The organism is Streptomyces sp. NPDC048297 (assembly GCF_043201585.1).
In the GTDB taxonomy this organism is placed as follows: domain Bacteria; phylum Actinomycetota; class Actinomycetes; order Streptomycetales; family Streptomycetaceae; genus Streptomyces.
In genome coordinates, this window is sequence record NZ_JBICZA010000004.1 from 182290 (window position 1) to 206127 (window position 23838).

A 23838-nucleotide genomic window follows, 5' to 3' on the forward strand; every position below is an offset into this window, starting at 1 on the left:
AGTGCCAAGCCCGCAGAGGCCGAACAGTCAGGCGTGGCGTCCGCTTGCGCGCCGGCGTGTCGACCCTGAGGTGGAACAGGCGTGGGCGCGGGCGGAGATCGGCCCGCGGACCCGTCTGCCCGCGCCTCCGGCGTGGCTGCGCTGGCTGCCGGTCATGTTCATCGCGGGAGTCCTGCTCCTGGAGCCGGTGACACCCGTGGACTGGCCGGTCAGCTTCGTGCTGATCGCCCTGCCGCTGGTGACCGCCTTCGCCCACGGGCCCCTGGTCGTCGCCCTGGCCACCGTCGGAGCCGTCGTCCTCGAAGGGATCCTGGCCGGTACGCCGTGCTGTGCGGGCCGGTCGGTCGGCTACCTCTGGGACCGGCACTACGTCGCCTCGTACTTCTGTACGGCCCTGGTGGGCGCCCTCGGCACGGTCCTCGCGGCCCATCGCACCCGTCGTGAACGCACGCTCGCCGATGTGCGCTTCGTCGCCGACATCGCGCAGCGCGTCCTGCTCCGGCCGGTCCCCCACCGGATCGGCAACCTCGGCCTGGAGAGCCTGTACCTCTCCGCGGCCGCGGAGGCGCACATCGGCGGTGACCTGTACGAGGCCGTCCCCACCGCGTACGGGGTACGGCTGCTCATCGGCGACGTCCGCGGCAAGGGGCTGCTCGCGGTCGAGACCGCCGCGACGCTGCTCGGCGCGTTCCGCGAGGCGGCGCACGACGAACCCGGTCTCTCCGCCCTGGTGGACCGCGTGGAGACGAGCATGAGCCGCAGGGCGACGCAGCTCGGGGGCAGCGAGACGACCGAACGGTTCGTCACCGCCGTCTTCGCCGAGATCCCCTCCGACGGCCATGCCGTCCGCATCGTCAACTGCGGCCACCCGCCGCCGTTCCTCATCCGGCCCGGCGAGGTGCGCGAACTGGACCGGGGGCGGCCGGGCCCGCCCCTGAACCTGGGTGTGCTGGTCGTCGTTCCGTACCACGTCGACACCTACCCCTTGCGCCCCGGCGACCAGCTCCTCCTCTACACGGACGGCGTCACGGAGACCCGGGACGCCATCGGCGCGTTCTACCCCCTCGCCGAACGTCTCCGCTCCTGGGGCCCGCTCCCTCCCCGAGAACTCCTCGACCGTCTCCACGACGACCTCCTGGCCTACAGCCACAAGGGCCTCCAGGACGACACCGCCGCCCTGAGCGTGCGCCTGCTCCCCGACGAACCACCCGACGGACCACCCGAGGAGCCTCCGGTGTGCATGAGCTGAGCTTGAACTTCCACGAGCCCGGGAACCGACCCGGTGACGTCGGGTGGCGGTGATCCGTTCGGATGTCCCGGACGGCGCGGTTCGGGTGGCCCGGTCGGTTCGGTGGTGGCGTGGTGCGGATGACGGTGGTGGCGGTCAGGAGATGCGATGCGGCACGGGCTCGCGCGGTGGTCGACGTGGTGGGGGTCCCTGCTGTTGTCGTTCGGGCTGGTGACGGGTGCTTCCGGTGCCACCGGCGCGATGGCCCTCGGCGGTGGCGAGTCGGTGGCCGGACGCTGTGACGAGGCACCGACGGGGAGCGGGGTCGAGGACTACTTCCTGCCGTTCACCGTGCCGGACGGCCTCATGCCGGACCGGCGGTTCGACGGTCGCAGGGCGCAGATCCAGGTGCACCGGGTACGGCCGGTGTACGCCCACGGGAAGTGCCGGGAGGTTCCCGGCAGAGCCGCGATGCTGGTCCATGGCCGCAGCGTGCCCGGCGCACCGACGTTCGACCTTCGGCATCCCGGCGCCGAGGGCGGAACGCTGAGCGTGCAGCAGGCGCTCGCCCGCGCGGGGATCGACTCCTTCGCTCCGAGCCTGCTCGGATACGGCCGCTCGACACGGTTCGGCACCGGGCTCGACGATCCCGGCAACGCCGGCCTCAGGCCCGCCCTGGCGGACGGGTCGTGCCCGTACCCCGAGGGGTGCGACCGCAGCAACCTCGCCTACTTCCGGCTCGACCAGCAGGGGACGCTGCTGCTGAGGAACCCGCTCGGCAGGGCACGCCGCGCGCACTCCAGCGACGTCCGCTTCGGACGCACCGATGTGTGGGTGCGCGACATCCGCCAGGTCATCGACGACGCGATCGCGCGGGGCAGGCCGAAGGACGGGAAGGTCACGCTCGTCGGCTACTCACTGGGCGGGCAGCACGTCGCCCGGACCCTGTACGCGGCCGACCCGGTGCTTGGGGGCAGCGCCGCCGTCATCGCGAAGGTCGACCGTGCCGTGTTCGCGTCGTCCGTCTTGGGCACCCCGACCGAGGAGGGGGCGCCGGCGACCGGCTTCACGTCTTTCCCGACGGACCTCAGCACCCGGTCGGACATCGACGGCGGCTGGGCGATGCCGGCCGCGCGGGACGCCGCCTGCACCGGCCACGTCGTTCCCGGCAGCCGGCAGCGGATGTGGACGCAGCTCATGGACGCGGACCCTGTCGGCAGCACCTGGGGAGGCGGGGACCCCCGGCATCCGGCCGGCGTCAGCCGCGCCCCGACGTTCTCCAGCTACGGCTGGAACGCCGAGGTCGCGCACCGGCAGACCACGCCCTCGCTCGTCATCGACGGCCTTGAGGACCGGACGCCGCTCGCGGCCCCAGCCGACTCCAGGTCCCTCTACATACAGTCTCGGTACGACGCACAAAGTGCTGGTGCAGGTGCAGTGCGCGAGCCACGCGATGCTGTGGGAAGGCTGCTCCGGCCCGCGCTGCACCCCGCGGTCGGGAACGCCGTACGGCGGACACCCCGGCCGCCCCTGGGCCGGCCCGCACGCCACGGTCCAGGCCGCGCTGATCGAGTGGATCAGGAACGGCACCTTCGACCGGTCGGCGAACGGCCGCTTCACCGTCAACGAGAGCGGCGTGGCGAACCCGGCCCCGCGATCCGGGTCGACGGCGTAGCGGACGACGCCGTGCGGGATGACCGCTGGTGGCCGGTGGAGCCGACGGCGACCTGCACGTCCTGGTCGCCGTGCGCGGGGCCGCCGTGGGGTCAGGGCGTGAGCATCCGGTCCTGCTCCACCGGGGGTGTGCCGTCGTACCGGGACAGGGCCTTGCCGAAGCGGACCAACTCGCCGTAGAGGGAGGGATCGACGCCGTCCGCGAACACCAGGTCGAGCGGGGCGGCCTTCGCGGAGGACTGCGCCTGGCTGAAGTCGCTGAACCAGGGGCGTGACGTGGCGGTGTCGACCATGCCGGGGCACACGGCGGCGATCAGGGTGCCGTCGGCGAGATCGCGTTCCCGGCGCTCGGCGGCGACCGCGCGGACGGCCGCGCCCTGGGCCACCTTCGAGGGCCCGTCCGCCACAGCCTGGTCCAATACCGGCTGCCCACCACCGGTGAACTCGTCCCCCTTCTGCAGATCGTTCCGTCCAAGACGGACACCGAGCAGCTGCGGCTGGTCAGCCCCGAGCTCGCCGACGTACTGAGCGCGATCATCTGCCGAGTCCGGCATACCACCGGCGCTGTTCCCCTGGTCCGCTCCTACGACCGCGGCGAATGCGAGTGGCAGGAGCCCGCCCCGCTGCTGTTCCAACGGCGCATCTGCGGCGCGGACCGCGCGTTCACCGATGAAACCGTCCGCACCATGCCGGACCAGGCCCTCATCGACACCGGCCTGACCGACGCCACCGGCGCCCCGCTACACACCACACGACTTCCGACGGCTGTTCATCACCGACGCCGTCCTCAACGGACTGGCACCGCACATCGCCCAGGTGATCGCAGGCCACCAGGACATCATCGTGACTCTCGGCTACAAGGCCGTCTGTCCCGAAGAGGCGATCCAGGCGCACACGGCCTTCCTCGCCTGCCTCCGATCCCTCCGCCCGAGCGAGGAATACCACGTCCCCACCGACGAGGAATGGCAGGAGTTTCTCGGCCACTTCGAGCGGCGCAAGGTCTCCATCGGCACCCGCGGCCGCGCGTTCGGTGCCCCCTGCATCCACGAACACGCCTGCGTCCGCTGCCCGATGCTCTGGCCCGACCCCACCCAGCGCGAGCGGCTCGTCGAGATCCGCGACAACCTCGTCGCCCGCATCACCGAAGCCGAACGCGAAAAATGGCTCGGCGAGGTGGACGGGCTGCGGGTGAGCCTTGCCGGAGCGCAGAAGAAACTCGCCCGACTTGACCGACGCCCCACCGGCCGCAGCGTCATTGACCTCCGAATTTCCACGATCACCAGCCGTCCATCACAGAACAGTAGAAGATCGCTGCCCTCTCTTGACATACTGTCTGCCCCACCTGGATGGAGAAGCGGTGCCGTCGATCGCCCTGTACTACCCGTGGATGCACTTTCAGGACGACAACTGGCTGAAGCTTGCCCTACTGACCTGGGGTCGCATCGTCCGTATGCGCCCGGGGGGAGTGGAAGACAGGGATCGAGAGCTCGTCCGACAGCTCCGTGCCGAGACTGACTTCATTGTGGAGGCGGCTCCAAGTCCGACGGTATTGACGACGGTTGCGGAGAAATTCACCGAGATCATTGATACCGACCCGTATCGCATCGTCGAGCGATACGGACTCAGGGATTCTTTTCGCGAAGAGATTGATCCGAGCCCCCATGACCTGCGGTACTCAACCGATTGGCTCGGCTACGAACCTCCCGTCCCCCAAGGGACATGGGACATGGTGCGCAGCGTCTACATGTTGCGGATGCACACCGGCGGCAACGACTCGAAAGTGGCGACCGCCCTGAGCGAAAAGCTCGTCGATATGGGCCTTGCGGAACCGTCTGGCGGCCCGTGGGTGCTAATGCATCCAAAACTGGGATCAATCTACCTGGCCGTGCTCACCGACGTCATGGCACGCAGCGAAATGCTCTCCCCGGCAACCGACGACCTGCGGATCCACAAGGCTGTCGGCGCAGTCGACCAGTTGACCAACCTGCTTCTCGATGATCACGCCCGTGTCCTGGCGGTTGAACATGCCGAGAGCGCGTACATGCACGTGGCCCTGCGGACCGTGATCGAGCCGGAAAGACTGGCCGAGGTGCCGGTAGCCAAGCTCATCAGATTCCGCGAAGCCCACGGGGATGAACTGGCCGCCTTCCAGGATCACGTCGCGAGTCTGACCACAGAGTTGCAGGCCATCGCCGAGGTGGAGAATTTGGAGGTGGCGTCGGCTCACCTCAAGTCGTTGTACGAGAGCAAGACAAGACCACAGCTCAACGAACTGCGCAGAGCGCTGCGAGCACAGGGCGTCGAGTCGTCAGCGGGAACATTGGTCCAGAAGGTAGACCTCAACGCCGCTGCCGGGACCCTTCTGGGCAGTGTCGCCGCGGCAGGCGGACAACTCGCCGTGGCCAGCGCCGCGGTTGCCGTAACGCTCGTGCCCTACATCGCCGGCAAGGTCGAGGCTCGACGCCAACAGGTTGGGGCATCGCCCGTGGCCTATCTGCTGGCCGCCGATCGCGAACTCTCCGGGCGCACACTGCTTGGCGCACTGCAGCGCCGCACTCACAGACGATAGGCCGAGCCATCGCAGCGTCCCCAACTTGATGTCACTCTCGCCACTGCCGCAAGGCCAGGGACCTGAAGCCGTGGTCGTAGTTCAGGGAATCGGTGATCTTCCACAAGGCCCTGGACTTCGCGGAGGTCGTGCGGCAGCTGCTGGAGGAGGGATGGGAGATCGATCCGGAGGATCTGGCGCGCATCCCGCCGTACCTGACCGAACACATCAACCGGTCCGGCGAGTAGGGTTCTTGTGAGCCCTCGCCGTACTTCGGATACCGGGGCTGTTCTGCCAGCGGCAGAACACCGGCCGGACCGGGCTCGACGATCACTACAGTCCAGCCTCATGACATCGATTTCGACGCGTACGGTCGAGTATCCGGCCGACGGTTTGACGATGATCGGGCACCTCGCGCTCCCGGCCGGTGTCGACCGGCGGCCCGCGGTGCTGCTCGGACCAGAGGGCATGGGGCTCAGCGACGTCGAGCGCCGCAGGGCCGATGCTCTCGCCGAGCTGGGATACATAGCGCTGGCCTTCGACCTTCACGGCGGGCGCTATTTGAGTGACCCCGAGGAGATGCTGGCCCGTTGCATGCCGCTGCTCGCCGATCCCGACCGGCTGAGGGGCATCGGCCATGCGGCGCTCGACGTGTTGCTCACCGAACCGCGGACCGACCCCGACCGGATAGCCGCCGTCGGCTACGGCACCGGGGGCGCCGTCGGGCTGGAACTCGGGCGCGGCGGCGTCAGCCTGCGCGCGATCGGGACAGTCAACGCCCTGACCACGGGCCGACCGGGCGAGGCGGCGCGCATTCGCTGCCCGGTGTGGGCCGGGGTCGGGTCGGAAGACCCGATCATGCCGCCCGCGCAACGGAACGCGTTCACCGCTGAGATGCAGGCCGCGGGCGTCGACTGGCGCCTCGCGGTCTACGGCGGCGCCTTGCACGCCTTCCACCACCCGCCGGTCGGCCACCCCGTGGTCCCCGGCGTCGGCTACCACCCACAGCACGCGCAGCGAGCCTGGCGCGACGTCGTCGACCTGCTCGCCGAGTGCCTGCCCGTGACGGAGGACCTGGGTGTATGACCCAGGCAAACATGCTGACACCAGGCCTGGTCGGCGTCGGGCACTGAAAGTCCCCTCCCCTCAAATCCACACAGCAGAACCACATTCGGGCAGATGCTCGATTGCGGAGCCGTATGCACAACTGCCGCAGTAAGTACCCGATTTACTGCGGCAGAGCTCCTAGCGTGATCATTGCGACCTGCAGCGGGACATTCCGGCCGCCGGGACGAGGTGTACGCATTTACTGCGGCAGTTCCGGAAGGGCGGGGCGGGCATGACGATCGAACCGGCGACCGAACTCAAGGGTGGAGGCGCGTTGTGGTTGCCGCGCGCCCGGGTCGTGCCGCTGTCTGCCCCGCCGGCGACGTACACCACGGCGGTCGACCGGCATGTGACAGGTGCGGGCATCGCGAAGTCCTCCGCGCGGATCTACCGGATCTCGCTGACGACATGGGGATGGATGCTCAACCGCGAGCCCGCGCCGACCGGGCCCGCCCGCCGGGGCGCGAAGCCACCCGTCTTCCCCATCGCCGAGATCGACGACCCGGCAATGCCCGAGGCACCGGCCGGACTGGCGGCAGCGCGGGCGGACGAGACGGACGCCGACACCGTCAACCGCGAACTGTCCATCGCGCGCAAGGCGATCGGCTGGTGGCAGCGCCAGGGCTGGATCGAAGGCGATCCGACGATCGGCATCGAGCGGCGGCCGGCACCGCCGGACCGCACCAAGGCCCTGGCCGAGAACCAGATCGCCGCGCTGTGGCGCCCGGACGTCGGACTCCGGGAAAAGACGCAGTGGAAGATGCTCCACGAGTCCGCCGCCCTGCGGCAACTCGTCCTGCACACACCCCCATCCGCGATCGCCGGGATACTCGGCTACCACACTGTCCACGCCGAAGCCGGCAGCACCTGGAAGAAGTACGCCCCCGACGACCACGGACGGCGACCGCACCAAGAAACAGGAGGCCGATGAGCGGCAACGACTCCCTTCTGCAGACGCTGACCAAGCTCCTCGTCGAGCTCACACGGTTCATCGACGACACCATCGACGAGGACGGCGAACCCCGCGCGGTCGCCAAGCAGCTCGACTTCGTGGCTGGCACCTTCGATCAGCTGACCCCTGATCAGCGAGGCTCGCTGGCCCGGATTGTCCAGCAGCTGGCGGCAGCCGAGCCGTTGGCGGAGCGGCGGGAGTACTTGGACACGTTCGCCGAGGACTTCGGACTCACCGACGACGCAGAGTGATCTGGATCAACCCCGTGCCAGGAAACTCAGATCACTCGATCACAGACTCCCACCAGTGTCACACCTCAACCGGTGCCGTGCTGACGCCCCGCCAGTCGGCATCACCCCGCTCTCCTAGGAGGACTTTCCGATGTGGTCCACCATCATCGCCGTGGCCGGCACGCTGCTCGGCGGCGCGCTCACCGGACTGCTTCAGTTCAGGGGTGAGCGGGCCGCCCGCGCCGAACGAAGGGCGGAAGCGCTGCGCTCCGCGCTGGGCGAACTGGTGGCTGCCCTGGGCGACCATCGTCGGGCCATGTGGCACCGCGAGGACCTCCGTCTGAAGGGCGCGAGCCAGGAGGCCGTCGACGCGGCTCGCGCCATGTCCCACGTCACCCGCTCCGCCGTCACCGCCCCCTTGGTGTCGGTCTCCGTCCTCGAACCGTCCCTCGCCGAAGTGGCCCGCAAAGCCGCCCTGGCCGCGTTCGACATACGCGACGCGGACGACCTCACGGTCCTCGCCGCCCGCCGTGAGGCCGCCATCGTGGCGACCGACGACCTGGTCGACGCGGCGGGGCGCGCCATGGCGTGATCACCGGGCCGGCCGCTCGCGGGGACGGGACGTCCGGCTGTCAGACCGCCGGCAGCTGGTCGTAGGTCCTGAAGGTGTATATCGCGTCGTAGGACATCTGATTGCCGGTCGCCGCCGGGAGCCCGAGCCGGCGGTTGACCAGCGCGGACAGCGGTCCGCAGTTCTCGGCTGCGGGCGCGGTGAAGGTGTCGTCGTACGCCGAGAACCTGATCAGCGGCGGGTTCTCGGAGAGCCACTCCGAAGGGCCGGACCGCTTGAGCCGGAAGTCGACCGGGGCGCTCGCGCCGATGGCGCAGTCGTGGGGCAGGAGCGGGCTCAGCAGACGGAACCGGAGGCTGAACTGCCCGGTGAAGAAGTCGGACCGGCCGCCGTACTCCGGCAGGATCGCCAGCGCCGGGGGCCGTGCACGGTCACCCGCCGGGGTGCCGGTCATACCAGTCGTGCCGGTCATACCAGTCGTGCCGGTCATACCGGTCAGCCCGCCTGGAACGGCGGTCGGCGTGCTGTGCATCGCACCCCACACCTGGCCGTTCGTTCCGTCCGGGAGCGGGCCCTCGGCGTGCGTCATGGTGATGGGGGCGAGGGTCACCGAGATCTTGCCGAGAGTCAGCTGCGGGGAGGCGGAGTGGACTTCGCATCTCCAGCGGGCCGGATCGGCCCCGGTGGGCAGCGCGGGGCAGTCGCCGAAGTCGGCCGGCGGCTGGCCCTTGACCGCTCCGTCGGTGGTGGCAGCAGTGAGAGCGGGGGTGGCGGCGGGAGCGGAGTTCGCGTAGCTCGCGGTGTAGGTGCCCGCGAGTCCTGCCAGGGCGGCAGCACCTGCGAGGGTGAGTGCGGCGCGCCGGGCGAGAGGCGCACGGCGGCGACCGGGGGCGCGGCCGTGAGCGGCGGAGCTGCGGAAATCCGCTGAGCTTCGGTGATCCGCGGAACTTCGGTGATCTGCGCTGTTGATCGACATGCCATAAGCCTGTCGCTCACCCCGTGCCCGGCACTATCCGTGACGTCCCCGCCTCGCCCCGGAGTGGACCCTGATGTGGTGTCAGGGTCGTCGAGGCTGACTCAGCGCTTGCTCGGTCGCCTCCCGATGTGCACCTCGGCCGGCCCCTCCCGATGTGCACACGGGGTCCGGTTGCGGAAGTATCGGCAGGGGCGGCCCACACCCGCACCGGAGCACTCAGATGGTGAACCACAGCACGGATCAACCGCAGGGTTCCACGTCACCGGCAGCACGGCAGGGCCTGGGAGCTCAGGTCTCCGCCGCCGACTGCGCACTGCTGCTCGTGCGGCTGACGTTCGGACTGATCATGGCCGCGCACGGCTCCCAGAAACTCTTCGGGCTGTTCGGCGGGACAGGTCTGACGGCAACCGGCAAAGGCTTCGCCGCGCTCGGCTTCCGTCCCGGGAAGCTGTTCGCCCTGATCGGCGGCCTCTCGGAGTTCCTCGGCGGACTCGGCCTCGCCGTCGGACTGCTCACCCCTCTCGCAGCCGCCGCTCTGATCGGCGTGATGATCAACGCCATGGCGACGGTCACCGGCGCGCACGGTCTGTGGGACGTGAACGGAGGCATGGAGTACAACATCTGCATCACTGTCGCGGCCCTCGCGGTCGCCGCGCTCGGCCCCGGAAGACTGTCCCTCGACAGGTTCTTCTCGTGGGGCAAGGGCGGTTGGACGGAAGGGGCACTCGCCCTGGGCCTCGGGGGAATCGGCGCGGCGATCGCACTGAGTCTGTGAGGGAGCCTGTGAGGACGGGTGGGACGCCGCCGTACCCGGATGCCCCGACCTCGCCCCCCGCCCCCCGCCCCCCGCGCCCCCACGCCGCCCTCGCCCTCGCCCTCGCCCTCGCCCTCGCCCTCGCCCCCGACAGCTAACGGCACAGTTCGTCGCCCAGTGCCGTACGCCGGTAGCGGACCGTGCGGCCGCTGCGGGTGCGGGTGAGCAGACCCGCGTCGTAGAGGACGGCCAGGTGCTGGCTGACCGCGCCGGGCGTGACGTCGAGGCGGTGGGCGAGTTCGGTGGTGGAGGCCGGCTCGGCGAGGAGGCCGAGCAGTCGGGCGCGCGGGCGGCCGAGGAGTCGTATCAGGGCGCGGTCAGTGACCGGCGGGGGTGCCTCGGAGAGAGTGGCGCGACCGCGGGCCGGATAGATGAGCAGCGGCGGGCGCGACGGGTCGATCACCGTCTGGGCGCCGCGCGCGTACAGCGTCGGCATCAGCACCAGGCCGCGCCCGGCGATACGGATGTCGGCCGACGGCCAGGGGGCGGGGTCGCCCCGGCGCATCAGCAGCAGCTGGTCGCCGGACCACACCAGCTTGGGGTCGAGGCCGGTGAACAGCGCGGCGGCACCCTGCTCCGCCAACACGCGCGCCTGATAGGCAAGATCGGCCTCCAGGATGCTGTGCACGCGCGGCCACCAGCTGTCGCCGAGACAGGCATGCCAGTAGGGCGTCGAGAGCGTCGGTGAGACGGACGAGGAAGGCCGCCGGGTCGGCCAGGCCGCGGGCGACGACCGGCGCGATGGCCTCCTCGCCGCGGTACGCGGCGCGGAAGTCGGCGGTGACGACGTCCAGCGGGGTGCGACGGACCACGTCGAGTTCCTCGGCGAAGGTGGGGCGGGGGCGTCCGGGGCGGGGGGTGAGGAAGTCGGGCACCCAGAGCCAGGGGGCGACGAGGGCGGTCAGCAGTTCGCGGTCGAGGGTCTCAAGGCGGGGGCGGAAGCGGCGCAGCCAGGGACGATGGTGCGGGTAGCGCGCCGGATCGTGCAGGCAGCGCAGGGTGAACACGGCCTCCTGGAGCGGGGAACAGGCGAAGGAGGTGGTGGCGAGGTCGCCGACGGCGAAGCGGAACTCCATCATTGAGCGCCACGCTCAATCAATGTCGGAGCCCGGCGACAGAGGGTTCGCTGGTGGGCATGACCTCGACACCAGTCTCGCAGGACCCCGACCAGCAGGGGAGTTCGGCCGTGGGCCGTGCGACCCGCGCCGGCGGACTGTTGCCGGCCGATCCGGTGCTGCGTCTCGCCGCCGTGCTGACCGCCGTCAACTCCCTGGGCAACGGGCTCTGTTTCCCGCTCGGCGTCCTGTACTTCACGCGCATCGTCGGTCTGGACGCGACCTCGGTGGGGCTCGGCCTGACGGTCGCGGGCCTGGTGGGGGTGGCCGCCGGAGTGCCCGCCGGGCGGGCGGCGGATCGCTGGGGCGCGCGGCGGGTCGGTGCGCTGCTGTGGGGCGGCACGGGGCTCGCCACGGCCACGTATCCGCTGGTGCACTCCTACGCCGGGTTCCTCGTCGCCGTGATCTTCGCGACGGCCTTGCAGATGGCGAGCCGTGGGGTGCAGGGCGCGCTGTACGCCGATGTGCTGCCGAGGGCGACGCGGGTGGAGGCGCGGGCGTATCTGCGGACGGTGGTGAACGTCGGGATGGGCGCGGGAGGGGCCCTCGGCGCCGTCGCTCTCCAACTGAACACGCGGGGCGCGTATGTGACGGTGATCGCGCTGAACGCACTGTCGTACGCAGGTCCGGCGCTGCTGCTGCCCCGGCTGCCGCTCACGCCGCATGTGCACGAGCGGGCGGCGCCGGCCGCCGACGCCCCGGCGGCCGACCGCTGGCGTGCGGTGCGTGACCTGCCGTTCCTCTCGGTGACCGTGCTGAACGCGGTGCTGGCCGTGCAGTACTCGCTGGCGGAGGTCGGGTTGCCGTTGTGGATCGTGGAGCGCACGTAGGCGCCGCGCTGGACGGCGGCCCTGCTCATGATCGTCAACTGCGTGCTGGTGGCGCTCCTTCAGGTACGGGTCGCTCGCCGAGCCTGCCAAGTACCCAGCGCTGTACGGGCCATGGGCTGGTCGGGGCCGTTGCTCGGTGTGTCCTGCGCGGTGTACGCCCTGTCGGCCGGCCTGTCCCCGGTGTGGGCGGTGCTGTCGCTGACCGCGGGTGCGGTGGTGCAGGTGTTCGCGGAGGTATTGTCGGCGGCCGGGGGCTGGACCCTCGGTTACGAACTCGCCGACGCTCGCGCGCACGGCGTCTACCGGGGCGTGTTCGGCGCGGGGCTCTCTGCGGGGATCATGGCGGGGCCGGCCCTGGTCACGGTCACCGCGATCGCCCACGGCAGTCTCGGCTGGGCGGTGCTCGGCGTGCTGTTCGCCGCGGCCGGACTCGCCGTGGCCCCGGCCGTACGCTGGGCCCGCCGTGACGGCGCGTGGCGGGGCGAGGCAGGGTGAGACTCCGTCGGCATTCGTATGCCGGGGCCGCGCTGACGGCGCGAGGCGGGGCCAGGCGGGTTGAGGGGGGCGGCGGGGGCCGGGCGGGGTGGCGGTGGGCGGGGGTCACCAGGCCATTTCCTCGAAGAGAGCCGTCGGGTCGGGTTCCCGGGCCTCGTCCAGGGGCAGTTCGGCCCAGATCACCTTTCCGCGCGCCATGTAGCGGGTGCCCCATCGCTGTGCGAACTGGGAGACGAGGAACAGGCCGCGCCCGCCCTCGTCGGTGGTGGCCGCGAGCCGCAGCCGTGGTGAGGTGTTGCTGCCGTCCGACACCTCGCAGACCAGGGTGCGGCCCAGCAGGAGTCTGACCCGCACGGGTGGGGCGCCGTACCGGATGGCGTTGGTGAGCAGCTCGCTGAGGATCAGTTCCGTGGCGAACGCCGAGTCCTGGAGCCCCCATTCGTCGAGGCGGCGGTTCGCCTCCGCCCGAACCCGGGACACGGCCGCCACCTCGAACGGCACGTCCCAGACCGCGATCCGGGACGGGTCCAGCAGCCGGGTCCGGGCGACCAGCAACGCCACGTCGTCGTCGGGCTGTTCGGGCAGCAGGGTCTCCACGATGGCGTGGCAGGTGTCCTCGGGTGTCGGGCCCGCGCGGGCGACGGTGGAGCGGAGCAGTTCCAGGCCCTCGTCGATGTCCCGCCCCCGGTGCTCGATCAGACCGTCGGTGAACAGCACGAGCCGGCTTCCCTCCGCGAGGTCCAGTTCGCCGGCTTCGAAGAGGCTGCCGTCCACGCCCAGGGGCGGCGACAGGGGGAGGTCCGGGAAGGTCACCGTGCCGTCGGGGGCTGCCACGGCCGGGGCGAGATGCCCCGCGCGGGCGACGGTGCAGCGACCGCCGGCGGGGTCGTACACGGCGTAGAGGCAGGTGGCGCCGGTGAGGGGCGCGTGGTCTTCGTAGGTGTCGCCGGTGTCCGAGGTGCCGGTGGTCTGGGTGTCCAGGCGGGTCACCATCTCGTCGAGGCGGGCGAGGAGTTCGTCCGGGGGCAGGTCCAGCGCCGAGAAGTTCAGCACGGCGGTGCGCAGCCGTCCCATGGTCACGGCGGCGTGCAGGCCGTGGCCCACGATGTCACCGACGACCAGGGCCACGCGGAAGCCCGGCAGCGGGATGACGTCGAACCAGTCGCCGCCCACGCCGGACTGCGCCGGCAGATAGCGTGAGTCGATGTCCAGCGAGTCCTGGTCGGGCAGGCCCACCGGCAGCAGGCTGCGTTGCAGGGTCACGGCGAGGGCGTGCTCGCGGGCGTACCGGCGGGCGTTGTCGATGGCCACGGCCGCGCGGGCCACCAGTTCCTCGGCGACGGAGACGTCCTCCTGCTCGAAGCGGGGCGAGCCCGTGCCCCGCCAGAAGTTGACCGTACCGAACACCACGCCCCGTGCGCGCAGAGCCACCGTGATCAGTGAGTGGATGCCGTACTCCAGCGCCTGCCGTGCTCCCTCGGGGTCGTGCACCCGCCAGTCCTGGGCGCTGTCGAGGTCCGGGACGAGGACGGCCCTGCCCTGGCGGACGGCCGCGGACATGGGCGTGTCGGCGGCCATGAACCGGATCAGGTCCCCGACCGGCTGCAGCGGGTGCCCGGCCCGTGCCTCGCGCAGCGCGGTACGGCGCATCAGGTGGACGGCGCCCGTGGGTTCCTCGCCCCGCAGCACCGGCTCGAGGAGTTCGACGGTGACGAAGTCGGCCAGGCGCGGGACGGCCACCTCGGAGAGTTCCTCGGCGGTGCGCCGTACGTCGAGCGTGGTGCCGATGCGGACCCCGGCCTCGTACAGCAAGGTCAGCCGGTCCCGTGCCACCTCGGCCTGGCCGGTGAGGGCTCTCAGCTCCGTCGTGTCACGGAGGGTGGCGACGAGGCCCTGGTCGTCGCCGCAGGGCCCGATGGGGCGTGTGTTGACGGCGAGGAGGCGGTCGCCGACCAGGAGGACCTCGTCGGAGGCGGATGCCTGGGAGACGAGCAGATCCGTCAGGCGGGGGCCCAGGCCCAGGTCGGTGACGGAGAGCCCGTCCGTGTGGCAGGGCAGGTTCAGCAGGCGGCGTGCCTCGTCGTTCGCGAGCAGCAGCCCCCCGTCGCCGCCCACGATCAGGACGCCCTCGCGCACCGCGTGCAGCACGGCGTCGTGGTGCTCGTACATCCGGGTCATCTCGACCGGCCCGAGGCCATGGGTCTGGCGCATCAGCCGCCGGCTGACCAGTGCGGTGCCGGCCGTGGCGAGGGCGAGGGCCACCGCGGCCGCGCCCAGCAGCTGCGGCACCTGGTCGTCGATCATGTGGCCCAACGTGTCGTACCCGATGCCGGCGCTGATCATGCCGACCACGTTCCCGTGGTCGTCCCGCACCGGAACCACGGCGCGCACGGAGTCCCGCGGCCGGCCGCGGAACGTCTCGATGAACGTCTCCCCGGCGGCAGCGCGGGCGACACCCGGCGCCTGTGTGCCGATCAGGCTGGGGGTGGTGGCGGTGAGCCGGATCCCCTGCTTGCTGAGCACGTTGAGGAAGTCGACCCCGGATCCCCTCTGCGCCTTCAGGGACCTCTCCTGCAACAGAGCCGCCGGATCGCGGGACTGCAGGGCGAGTGCCGTGCCCGGCGCGTTCGCGAACCCCGCCGCCGCGGCCAGGGACCGGTACTTCGCGTTCTCCTCGGTGTCGCGTCGGCCCTGCACGATCAGGGCCGTGGCCGCCACCGCGACGAGTATCAGCACGATGAGTGCCTGCAGCAGGAACACCTGCGCGGCAAGTGTGCGAACGCTCAGCGAGGGCGAGAGGCGGCGTCCGGGTGAAGGCCAGAACCCTGGGCCACGGGACGGACGGGATGCCCCCGTGGCACCGGGCGACGGCGTCGCTCTCGCCCTATATCGGCGGGAACGTGCGCTCATGCCTCTTTTCTAGCACTAGGGCTGCGTGGACGGCGAGTGCTGGTACCGGCGTCCGTGAAGGCCACCGCCGGGGCAGGGACGGGATGGAGACGGGGTGGAGATGGGTCGGCGGTGCGGCGGGGCAGGCGAGGCTGTGCCGAGACTCCGGGCGGCCGTGCGTCTCACGGCAGTCACCTTCCACGCCTGCGAGGAGAGTTCGGGCTTCTTGCGCGCGAGGCGCGAGGCGCGGCCGTTCGGATGGCGGAGGGCTCCCGGTGGGCAGGACGGCATGGCGATTCCGGCACTCGGCGAGGCCGGGGCGCGGGCGCTGGCGGCGGATTCCGCGGTCGCCTCTCTCCTCGCCGTCTCCGTCGCCGTCTCCCGTGCCGTTTCTCTCACCTTCCCCAGCACCGTTACCCTCGCCATCTCCAGCGCCGGCCGCGCCGCCACCCGCCCTGTTCTCCGCTGGCACCTGCCTCCTGCCCGCCGTCCACACCGTCTCCCCCGCTCCCTACCTCGCCGTCCCCCGCCGCCACCCGCCCTGTTCTCCGCTGGCACCCGCCTCCTGCCCGCCGTCCACACCGTCTCCCCCGCTCCCTACCTCGCCGTCCCCCGCGCCGCCCGCACCGTCTCCCCCGTTCTGCCGCCCACCTCCAGCCCCGCCCCACCCGCTTTCTGCCTCTCCGGCTGGGCGTGCGGGGTCGCTTGGGCCGATCATCGTGACAGGAGACCCGTTGAGTCCTGCGGCGAGCAGTCGAGCAGGGGAGGGACCGTGAGGCAGTTGCGGCGCGGCCTCCACCGCGCCTGGGAGTGGATCGCTGTGGACGCCCTGCTGCGGCGCGGCCGTCAGCTGGAGCTGCTGCACCGGGCGATGGGGTTCGCCACGCTGGCCCTGGTGACCCTCGCCCCTCTGCTGATCGTGGTCGCGGCGTTCGATCCGCTGGTGCGGGGAGGTTTCGCGTCGTGGCTGGCGGACGGCATGGGCTTGTCCGGGCAGTCCGCGCACGTTCTCACCGACGTCTTCAGTCCCCCGCGCGAGGTCGTGGGCACCACCAGCGCGTGGAGTGTGCTCATGCTCGCCGTGTTCGGGGTGTCGTTCGGGGGCAGCGTGCAGAACGGATACGAGCGGATCTGGAACCTGGCCGCCGGGCCCTGGCACCGGGTGTGGCGGCAGGCGACCTGGCTGGTGGTGCTGATGGCGTACCTCTACCAGGAGGTGCTGACGAAGACGGCGATGCACGGGCCCGGGCGGATCGTGGTGTCCACGGTGACCGCGATGCTGTTCTTCTGGTGGGGCCAGCGCTTCCTGCTGGGGGGCCAGGTCCGCTGGCGCGACCTGCTGCCGGGAGCCGTCGCCACGACGCTCGGCCTGATCGGGCTGCGGGCTTTCTCCATCCTCGTCTTCACTCCGCTGATCGTGACCAACGCGCTGAGCTACGGCGCGGTCGGGACCGTGCTGGTGGTGGAGTCGTGGCTGATCGGCGTCGGGTTCGTCGTCTACGGGGGTGCGCTGCTCGGCCGCTGGTTCTGCGAGCACCACTGGACGCCGTCGCACGACGAGGAGGCCTGAGAGGGCTCGCGGAAGGGACTTGAGGGGGCTCGGGGAAGCTACCTGAGAGTACTCGGGGATGGGACCTGCGAGGGTTCAGGGAAGTTCCTGCTCCGCCCAGATGATCTTCCCCTGGGCCGTGTACCGGGCGCCCCAACGGTGGGCGAGCTGAGCGACCAGGAACAGTCCACGGCCGCCCTCGTCGGTGCTGCGGGCGTGCCTCAGGCGTGGGGCGGTGCTGCTGCAGTCGGCGACCTCGCAGGTCAGGCGGGCGTCGCGGAGAAGCCGCAGCCGGATGGGCGGGCAGGCGTAGCGGATCGCGTTGGTGACCAGCTCGCTGACGATGAGTTCCGTCGTCATGGCCAGCTCGCCCAGTCCCCATTCCTCGACCTGGCGGGTCGCCGCGGCCCGCATCAGGCCCACGGCGGCCGGGTCGGCGCGCACGTCCCAGGAGACGACGTGGTCGGCCCCGAGGACGTGGGTGCGGGCCAGCAGGAAGGCGATGTCGTCGTCCTGGGGCGTGGGCACGAGCTGCTCGACGGCGGACGTGCACAGGGTGGTGAGGTCGGCCCGGGTGTCGGCCAGGGCCCGGCCGAGCTGGGCCATGCCCTCGTCCACGTCGTGGTCGCACCCCTCGATGAGGCCGTCGGTGTACAGCCCGAACAGGCTGTTCTCGGCCAGTTCGATCTCGGTGGCCTCGAACCCCATGCCGCCGAGTCCGAGGGGTGGTCCGGCGGGGATCTCCGGGAAGTGCGCGTGGCCGTCCGGTGCGACCACGACGGGTGGCGGATGGCCCGCCCGGGCCAGGGTGCACCGCCGGCTGACGGGGTCGTAGACGGCGTACAGGCAGGTCGCGCCGGTGAAGGTCGAGCCGCCCCGGGCGGTCGGGTCCCGGTCGTTCTGCTCGTCGCTGAGCCGTAGCACCAGGTCGTCGAGGTGGGCGAGCAGTTCGTCCGGGGGCATCTCCATGTCGGCGAGGGTCTGCACCGCGGTGCGCAGACGGCCCATGCTCGCGGCGGCGGTTATCCCGTGGCCCACCACGTCGCCGACGACGAGACCCACGCGGGCGCCGGAGAGGGGGATGACGTCGAACCAGTCGCCGCCGACCCCGCCGGACGGGTCGGCCGGCTGGTAGGAGGAGGCGACCTCCAGTGCCGTGCCGCCCGACAGGGCGTGCGGAAGCAGGCTGCGCTGGAGGGTGACCGCCGCGGTGTGCTCCCGGGTGTAGCGGCGGGCGTTGTCGAGGCACACGGCCGCGCGTGCCACCAGTTCCCGGGCGAGCAGGACGTCGTCGGGGCGGAAGGAGATCGGGTTGAGCGAGCGCACGAAGGTGGTGAGGCCCAGGACGGTGTCGCGGGCCCGCATCGGCACCGAGATGAGGGAGTGCAGTCCGTAGTCCCGGACGCGGTCCGCCCGAACGGGCTGCGCGGTGACCCAGTCGGTGTCGGAGGGGTCCAGGACCGGTATGAGGATCGGGTCCCCGTTCAGGAGCAGGTTGCCGTCGTTGGGCGGGGGCACGAAGTGCACCACGTCGCCGATCTGGGCCACCGCCTCGGGGCAGCCCTCACGGACCGAGCGCATCGCGGTGCGGCGCATCGACGGCCGGGCGGGGGCCGGGCCCGCGTCGCCCAGCCAGGCTCCGTGGCCGTCGGCGCTGAGTACGGGTTCGAGGAGGTCGACGATGACGAAGTCGGCGAAGCGGGGGACGGCGAAGTCGGCGAGTTCCTGGGCGGTCCGCCGCACGTCGAGTGTCGTGCCGATGCTGGTGCCGGCCTCGTTCACCAGGGTCAGGAGCTGGCGGGCGTTCCACCGCTCGGTGACGTCCGAGACCATGTAGCAGACCCCGGTGACGGCGCCGGTGGCGTCCATCAGGGGGAAGAAGGACGTGGAGTAGGCGTGCTGGCGGTGCGGGTCGGCCCAGCTCCAGCCGACGTACTCGTAGTCGATGACCGGCTCCCCGGTGGCCAGCACCTTGCGCATGCGGCCTTCCAGCGCCTCGGTCTGCAGCCCGGGCAGCAGCTCGCTCATCCGGTGTCCGAACCGCTGCTCGCGGGGGACGCCGCCGAAGCGCTCCAGGGTGTCGTTCAGCCACACGTAGCGCAGGTCGCGGTCCATCACGGCCATGCCGACCGGGGCGCGGGCCAGGAAGCCCTCCACGACGGACTCGTCCGCGGTCCACCGCCGGCGCTGTTCGTGCGCCGAGACCAGGAAGCACTCCTCCCCGCCGACGCGGAAGAATCCCGAGACGCGCAGGTCGACGTCGATACGGCTCCCGTCACGGTGACGTACGCCGACGCGGCCGCTCCACCCCGGGCCGTCGCGGCACCGCTCGGCGATGCCGGCCGCGCGCGCCGGGTCCTCGGGCTGGGCCAGCAGGTGCGCGACGGGACGGCCCAGGACGTCCTCGGCGGCGTAGCCGAACAGTTCCTCGGCAGCCGGTGCCCACCCGGCCACCGCGCCCCGCGCGGTGATCAGTGCTGCGGCGTCGCTGGACGCGTCGAAGTTCCACCGCGGCCCCGCGGGTGGAGTCACACCGGAGCCGTTTCGCGCAGAATCCATCTGTTCCTTCCTCAACACCACTATCGTCCTGCTTCACCGCCCGATGCGCACGGGCCGGGCCGCACACCACGGGACCGACCGGCCGCAGCGCGTCCGGAGCCCGGGGGCGGAGGACGTCCGGGGCCGGAGGACGGAGGGCGTCCGGGGCCGGAGGACGGAGCACGGGCGTCGGCCCGCCCGGCGCCCGTCCGGAGACCCCATAGCCCTTCGGCAGCCTTCCTCCCGGAGTCCGTCGCTTGCCCTTCCGCAGCCGTTCCGAAGCCCTTCCGGAGTCCGACCCAAGTCCGTCCGAGCCGGCGACCGTGATCCCGGAGGCATTCCCGAAGGCGTTGCCGAGGGCGTTCCCGGAAGCCGCCCAGAGGCCGCCCGGCCCGGCTGTGAAGTGGGCGGGACGCCGCCGCGGGGGCAGCATGGAGGGAGTACGTACGCCCGCTCGGACGAGCATCCGTGCCGGCAGCGGCCGGATCGGGAGGCGGACCGGCCCGTGGAGGTGGTTCCTGGATGGCTCTGGACGCCTACCGGGCCGACGGTGAGCCCATCCCCGAACGCTCCCGGCCGACCGGCCTGCTGGACACGCTCAGCGTGGCCGCGGTGGCCCTGGACACCAAGGGGCGCATCGTCTTCTGGAGCCCTCAGGCCGAGGAACTCTTCGGCTACACCGCCGAGGAGGCCCTCGGCACGTACGCGGCCCGGCTGTTGGTCCATCCCGACCATGTGAAGTCCGTGGTGAGCCTGTTCGCGGACGTGCTGGAGACCGGCAGGGGCTGGGCGGGCGCGTTCCCGGTGCGGCACAAGGACGGCTCCAGCCGCCTGACCGAGTTCCGGACCATGCGGCTGCTGGACGATCTCGGTGACATGTACGCGCCGGGCATCGCCGCCGACCACACCCTGCTGCAGCGCATCGAGACCGATCTCGCGCTGGGCGAGCAGCTGATCAACCAGTCGCCCATCGGCCTCGCCCTCATGGATCCCGATCTGCGCTATCTCCTGGTCAACCCGGCGCTGGAGCGGATCGACGGCATCCCGGCCGAGGACCACATCGGCCGTCGGCTCCGCGAGACCCTGCCGTTCCTGGACGTGACCACCGTGGAGTCGGCGGTGCGGCAGGTGCTGGCCACCGGGACGCCGCTGCTGGACCAGTACCACGTGGGCAATCCACCGGTCGACCCGGACAACGAGCACGCCTGGTCGCTGTCGTTCTACCGGCTGGAGGACCCGGGTGGGAGGGTGCTGGGCGCCGCCGTGTCGGTCGTCGACGTCACCGAGCGGCACCGCGCGGCGGGCGAGGCCGACCGGGCCCGGCGGCATCTGGCCCTCGTCGCCGACGCCTCCACCCGCATCGGCACCACGCTGGAGGTGGAGCAGACCGCCCACGAGCTGGCCGAGATCGCCACGCCGGTACTCGCGGACGTCGTGGCCGTGGACGTCCTCGACGCGGCGTTGTCCTGCCGGCGCGAACGCCGCCCCGACAACGGCCCCGAGCTGTTCCGCGCCCTCGCCCTCAGGGCGTCCCACCCGACGGTGGCGCTGCGCGCCGCCGACCCGCCCGGGGACCTCGCCGCGTACGACGGCGACCGCCTCGTCACCCTGTGCGTGCACACCGCGCGCCCCGTCCTCGTACGCGACGTCGGGGCGCACGACCTGCCGCGCATCGCCCGCAGCGCCGAGGCCGTCACGCTGCTGGAGCGGGCGGGCGTGCACTCGTACCTCGCGGTGCCGCTGATCGCCCACGGCGAGGTGCTCGGCGCCCTGGACCTCGAACGGACCCGCAACCCGCTGCCGTTCGACGACGACGACATCGTCCTGGCCAGTGAGCTGGCCGGGCGCGCGGCGATCGCCATCGACAACGCCCGCTGGTTCCAGAGCGTGCGCAACACCGCGCTGACCCTGCAGCGCAGCCTGCTGCCCGACCACTCCTCGCGGCACACCGGCCTGGAACTGGCCTCCCGGTACCAGCCGGCCCAGAGCACCAGCGAGGTCGGCGGCGACTGGTACGACGTCATCCCGCTGACCGGTGACAAGACCGCCCTGGTGGTGGGCGACGTCATGGGCAACGGGATCGACGCCGCGGCCACGATGGGCAGGCTGCGCACCGCGACCTGCGCCTACGCGGACCTGGACCTGCCTCCGGAAGCGGTGCTGCGGCACCTGGACAAGATCACCTGCGATCTGGAGCACTACATCGTCACCTGCCTGTACGCGGTGTACGACCCCGCCACCGGCCAGTGCACCATCGCCAACGCGGGACACATGCCGCCCGCCCTCGCGCGCCCCGGCCGGGCGCCCACGTTCCTCGACCTGCCGACCGCGGCGCCGCTCGGTGTGGGCGGTGTCGCGTTCGAGACCGGCACGGCGGAACTCTCCCCCGGCGATCTGCTGGTCCTCTACACCGACGGCCTCGTGGAGACCCGCCACCAGGCCATCGACGACCGGCTCCAGGCCCTTCTCGGCTTCCTGGACGAACCCGGCCACCCGCTGGAGGAGACCTGCGACCTCCTGCTGCACGGGCTGCGCCATCCCGACGACCACGACGACGTCGCGCTGCTCGTCGCACGGGCCCTCTAGTCCCGGGGTTCCGGTCCGCGCACCGCCATGGGTGCCGGGGACCACGACGGGTGCCGGGCACCGCCACGGGTGCCTGGCACCGCAGCGGGCGGCAGGCTCCGCAGCGGGTGCCGGGCTCCGGCCGCCCGGCGTGGTGGGGATCGTCCGGCGGTGCGACGCTGGGTGGAGAGGTGTCCGAGGAGGGGATCCAGGAGGGCCGATGGGACGTGACGTCCCGGCGCTCGTCTTCACCCGCGAGGACCGCCGCCGGTACCGGATCAAGATGCACGCGTGCCTCGAAGCGTTCGCGCAGATGCTGCGCGACTCACGGTTCGAGGCCGAACGGCCCCAGGTGGGGCTGGAGATCGAGCTGAACCTCGTCGGCACCGACGCGGAGCCCGCGATGCGCAACAGCGATGTGCTGGAGGCGATCGCGGACCCCGCCTGGTCCACCGAACTGGGCCGGTTCAACCTGGAGATCAACGTGCCGCCCCGGCGCCTGACCGCGGGCGGCCCGGACGACTGGGAGGCGGAGATCCGCGCCGCGCTGAACCACGCGGAGGAACGCGCCCGGTCGGTCGGCACGCAACTGGTGATGGTCGGCATCCTGCCCACGCTGCGGCAGGAGGACATCGGCGAGGACTCGCTCTCCGAGAACCCGCGCTACCGGCTGCTCAACGACCAGATCTTCGCGGCCCGCGGCGAGGACCTGCGCATCGAGATGGACGGCGTCGACCGGCTGCGCACGTACGCGGACACGATCACCCCGGAAGCGGCGTGCACGAGCACCCAGTTCCATCTCCAGGTGTCGCCGGAGAGCTTCGCCGAGTACTGGAACGCGGCGCAGTCCATCGCCGGCGTCCAGGTGGCGCTGGCCGCCAACTCCCCTTTCCTGTTCGGCAAAGAGCTGTGGCACGAGACCCGCATCCCGCTGTTCGAGCAGGCGACCGACACCCGCCCCGAGGAGATCAAGGTCCAGGGGGTACGGCCCCGGGTGTGGTTCGGGGAGCGGTGGATCAACAGCGTCTTCGACCTGTTCGAGGAGAACCTGCGCTACTTCCCGGCCCTGCTCCCGCTGTGCGACGAACAGGATCCGCAGCAGACGCTGGCAAGCGGGGACACCCCCGAACTCGCCGAACTCACCCTGCACAACGGCACGATCTACCGCTGGAACCGGCCGGTGTACGCGGTCTCCCGCGACCGACCGCACGTGCGCGTGGAGAACCGGGTGCTGCCCGCGGGCCCGACCGTCGCGGACACCCTCGCCAACGGCGCCTTCTACTACGGCCTCACGCGCGCCCTGGTGGAGGAGGACCGGCCGGTGTGGTCGCGGATGTCGTTCGCCGCCGCCGAGGAGAACCTGCACATGGCGGCCCGCCACGGCATCGAGGCGCTCCTGTACTGGCCGGGGATGGGCGAGGTGCCGGTGCCGGAACTGGTCCTGCGCCGGCTGCTGCCGCTGGCGCACCGCGGTCTTGAGCAGTCGGGGATGGACGACGCCTGGCGGGAGCCGCTCCTCGGCATCATCGAGCAGCGTTGCGTCAACGCCCGCAACGGGGCCGTGTGGCAGAAGGAGATGCTCCACCGCATCGAGGCCACCACGCATGCCGGACGCCACGAGGCACTGCGCCGGATGACGGAGTTGTACATCGACTACATGCACCTCAACGCCCCTGCCCACACGTGGCCCGTCGACTGACCGGCACGCCCGCGAATCAGGGGTGCCGGGCGGAACGATCACCGGTTACGCTCCTCCC

At 71.4% G+C, this 23838-nt stretch carries 18 protein-coding genes and 1 pseudogene; 14 read left to right on the top strand and 5 right to left on the bottom strand.

What is annotated here, in order from left to right:
• Positions 1–136: 136 nt before the first annotated feature.
• Positions 137–1249: a PP2C family protein-serine/threonine phosphatase gene (locus tag ACGFYV_RS06055; protein WP_393877279.1), complete on the top strand. Its 1113-nt coding sequence runs from the start codon at positions 137–139 to the stop codon at positions 1247–1249.
• Positions 1250–1396: 147 nt separating this feature from the next.
• On the top strand, positions 1397–3082 hold the full coding sequence (locus ACGFYV_RS06060) for a hypothetical protein (protein ID WP_393877146.1): 1686 nt from the start codon (positions 1397–1399) through the stop codon (positions 3080–3082).
• Here ACGFYV_RS06060 and ACGFYV_RS06065 read toward each other — a convergent pair.
• A pseudogene (locus ACGFYV_RS06065) lies at positions 2995–3297 on the bottom strand (carbonyl reductase); the annotation flags it as partial. The gene ACGFYV_RS06060 and the pseudogene ACGFYV_RS06065 sit on opposite strands and share 88 nt — an antisense overlap.
• A 962-nt stretch (positions 3298–4259) precedes the next feature.
• Between ACGFYV_RS06065 and ACGFYV_RS06070 the strand changes: the two are divergent.
• The 6 genes from ACGFYV_RS06070 to ACGFYV_RS06095 all read left to right on the top strand — a co-directional run bounded on the left by ACGFYV_RS06070 (position 4260) and on the right by ACGFYV_RS06095 (position 8331).
• Positions 4260–5471 (top strand): DUF6236 family protein, encoded by a 1212-nt coding sequence (locus tag ACGFYV_RS06070; protein ID WP_393877147.1) that lies wholly within the window; start codon positions 4260–4262, stop codon positions 5469–5471.
• Positions 5472–5563: 92 nt separating this feature from the next.
• The gene (locus tag ACGFYV_RS06075; protein ID WP_393877148.1) at positions 5564–5698 is read left to right on the top strand and encodes a Tn3 family transposase; all 135 of its coding nucleotides are present in this window, start codon (positions 5564–5566) and stop codon (positions 5696–5698) included.
• Positions 5699–5798: 100 nt separating this feature from the next.
• Positions 5799–6536, top strand: a complete 738-nt coding sequence (locus ACGFYV_RS06080) for a dienelactone hydrolase family protein (protein ID WP_393877149.1) — start codon at positions 5799–5801, stop codon at positions 6534–6536.
• 253 nt (positions 6537–6789) lie between these two features.
• Positions 6790–7488, top strand: a complete 699-nt coding sequence (locus ACGFYV_RS06085; RefSeq protein ID WP_393877150.1) for a hypothetical protein — start codon at positions 6790–6792, stop codon at positions 7486–7488.
• A complete protein-coding gene (locus tag ACGFYV_RS06090) occupies positions 7485–7760 on the top strand; it encodes a hypothetical protein (RefSeq protein WP_393877151.1) in 276 nt (91 codons plus the stop codon). The genes ACGFYV_RS06085 and ACGFYV_RS06090 overlap by 4 nt, the downstream gene beginning before the upstream one ends.
• 130 nt (positions 7761–7890) lie before the next feature.
• The gene (locus ACGFYV_RS06095; RefSeq protein WP_393877152.1) at positions 7891–8331 is read left to right on the top strand and encodes a protein kilB; all 441 of its coding nucleotides are present in this window, start codon (positions 7891–7893) and stop codon (positions 8329–8331) included.
• A gap of 40 nt (positions 8332–8371) precedes the next feature.
• Here the strand turns inward: ACGFYV_RS06095 and ACGFYV_RS06100 are convergent, their stop codons facing one another.
• A complete protein-coding gene (locus ACGFYV_RS06100) occupies positions 8372–9286 on the bottom strand; it encodes a hypothetical protein (RefSeq protein WP_393877153.1) in 915 nt (304 codons plus the stop codon).
• 220 nt (positions 9287–9506) lie between these two features.
• On the opposite strand from ACGFYV_RS06100, the gene ACGFYV_RS06105 reads away from it, so the two are divergent.
• Entirely contained in the window at positions 9507–10061 is a 555-nt protein-coding gene (locus tag ACGFYV_RS06105) for a DoxX family protein (protein ID WP_393877154.1), read from the top strand.
• Positions 10062–10194: 133 nt separating this feature from the next.
• Here the strand turns inward: ACGFYV_RS06105 and ACGFYV_RS06110 are convergent, their stop codons facing one another.
• Complete coding sequence (locus ACGFYV_RS06110) at positions 10195–10728, bottom strand: ArsR/SmtB family transcription factor (protein WP_393877155.1); 534 nt, start codon at positions 10726–10728, stop codon at positions 10195–10197.
• A gap of 507 nt (positions 10729–11235) precedes the next feature.
• Here ACGFYV_RS06110 and ACGFYV_RS06115 point away from each other — a divergent pair.
• Positions 11236–12045, top strand: a complete 810-nt coding sequence (locus ACGFYV_RS06115) for an MFS transporter (RefSeq protein ID WP_393877156.1) — start codon at positions 11236–11238, stop codon at positions 12043–12045.
• Positions 12046–12072: 27 nt separating this feature from the next.
• Entirely contained in the window at positions 12073–12540 is a 468-nt protein-coding gene (locus tag ACGFYV_RS06120; protein ID WP_393877157.1) for a hypothetical protein, read from the top strand.
• Positions 12541–12645: 105 nt separating this feature from the next.
• On the opposite strand, the gene ACGFYV_RS06125 is transcribed toward ACGFYV_RS06120, so the two are convergent.
• Positions 12646–15450, bottom strand: a complete 2805-nt coding sequence (locus ACGFYV_RS06125) for a SpoIIE family protein phosphatase (RefSeq protein ID WP_393877158.1) — start codon at positions 15448–15450, stop codon at positions 12646–12648.
• A gap of 760 nt (positions 15451–16210) precedes the next feature.
• On the opposite strand from ACGFYV_RS06125, the gene ACGFYV_RS06130 reads away from it, so the two are divergent.
• Positions 16211–16999: a ribonuclease BN gene (locus tag ACGFYV_RS06130; protein ID WP_393877280.1), complete on the top strand. Its 789-nt coding sequence runs from the start codon at positions 16211–16213 to the stop codon at positions 16997–16999.
• A gap of 75 nt (positions 17000–17074) precedes the next feature.
• Here ACGFYV_RS06130 and ACGFYV_RS06135 read toward each other — a convergent pair whose 3' ends face one another.
• Positions 17075–19537: a SpoIIE family protein phosphatase gene (locus ACGFYV_RS06135; protein ID WP_393877159.1), complete on the bottom strand. Its 2463-nt coding sequence runs from the start codon at positions 19535–19537 to the stop codon at positions 17075–17077.
• A 501-nt stretch (positions 19538–20038) separates the two neighbouring features.
• Between ACGFYV_RS06135 and ACGFYV_RS06140 the strand changes: the two genes are divergently transcribed.
• Both ACGFYV_RS06140 and ACGFYV_RS06145 read left to right on the top strand, forming a co-directional pair.
• A complete protein-coding gene (locus ACGFYV_RS06140; RefSeq protein ID WP_393877160.1) occupies positions 20039–22102 on the top strand; it encodes a SpoIIE family protein phosphatase in 2064 nt (687 codons plus the stop codon).
• A gap of 199 nt (positions 22103–22301) precedes the next feature.
• A complete protein-coding gene (locus ACGFYV_RS06145) occupies positions 22302–23780 on the top strand; it encodes a glutamate--cysteine ligase (protein ID WP_393877161.1) in 1479 nt (492 codons plus the stop codon).
• Positions 23781–23838: the final 58 nt, after the last annotated feature.

Coding starts and splice junctions, on each gene's coding strand:
- ACGFYV_RS06105 (WP_393877154.1), top strand. CDS start 9,507: ATGGTGAACCACAGCACGGATCAACCGCAGGGTTCCACGTCACCGGCA.
- ACGFYV_RS06115 (WP_393877156.1), top strand. CDS start 11,236: ATGACCTCGACACCAGTCTCGCAGGACCCCGACCAGCAGGGGAGTTCG.
- ACGFYV_RS06060 (WP_393877146.1), top strand. CDS start 1,397: ATGCGGCACGGGCTCGCGCGGTGGTCGACGTGGTGGGGGTCCCTGCTG.
- ACGFYV_RS06135 (WP_393877159.1), bottom strand. CDS start 19,537: ATGGATTCTGCGCGAAACGGCTCCGGTGTGACTCCACCCGCGGGGCCG.
- ACGFYV_RS06120 (WP_393877157.1), top strand. CDS start 12,073: ATGATCGTCAACTGCGTGCTGGTGGCGCTCCTTCAGGTACGGGTCGCT.
- ACGFYV_RS06100 (WP_393877153.1), bottom strand. CDS start 9,286: ATGTCGATCAACAGCGCAGATCACCGAAGTTCCGCGGATCACCGAAGC.
- ACGFYV_RS06080 (WP_393877149.1), top strand. CDS start 5,799: ATGACATCGATTTCGACGCGTACGGTCGAGTATCCGGCCGACGGTTTG.
- ACGFYV_RS06090 (WP_393877151.1), top strand. CDS start 7,485: ATGAGCGGCAACGACTCCCTTCTGCAGACGCTGACCAAGCTCCTCGTC.
- ACGFYV_RS06085 (WP_393877150.1), top strand. CDS start 6,790: ATGACGATCGAACCGGCGACCGAACTCAAGGGTGGAGGCGCGTTGTGG.
- ACGFYV_RS06140 (WP_393877160.1), top strand. CDS start 20,039: ATGGCTCTGGACGCCTACCGGGCCGACGGTGAGCCCATCCCCGAACGC.
- ACGFYV_RS06125 (WP_393877158.1), bottom strand. CDS start 15,450: ATGAGCGCACGTTCCCGCCGATATAGGGCGAGAGCGACGCCGTCGCCC.
- ACGFYV_RS06145 (WP_393877161.1), top strand. CDS start 22,302: ATGGGACGTGACGTCCCGGCGCTCGTCTTCACCCGCGAGGACCGCCGC.
- ACGFYV_RS06095 (WP_393877152.1), top strand. CDS start 7,891: ATGTGGTCCACCATCATCGCCGTGGCCGGCACGCTGCTCGGCGGCGCG.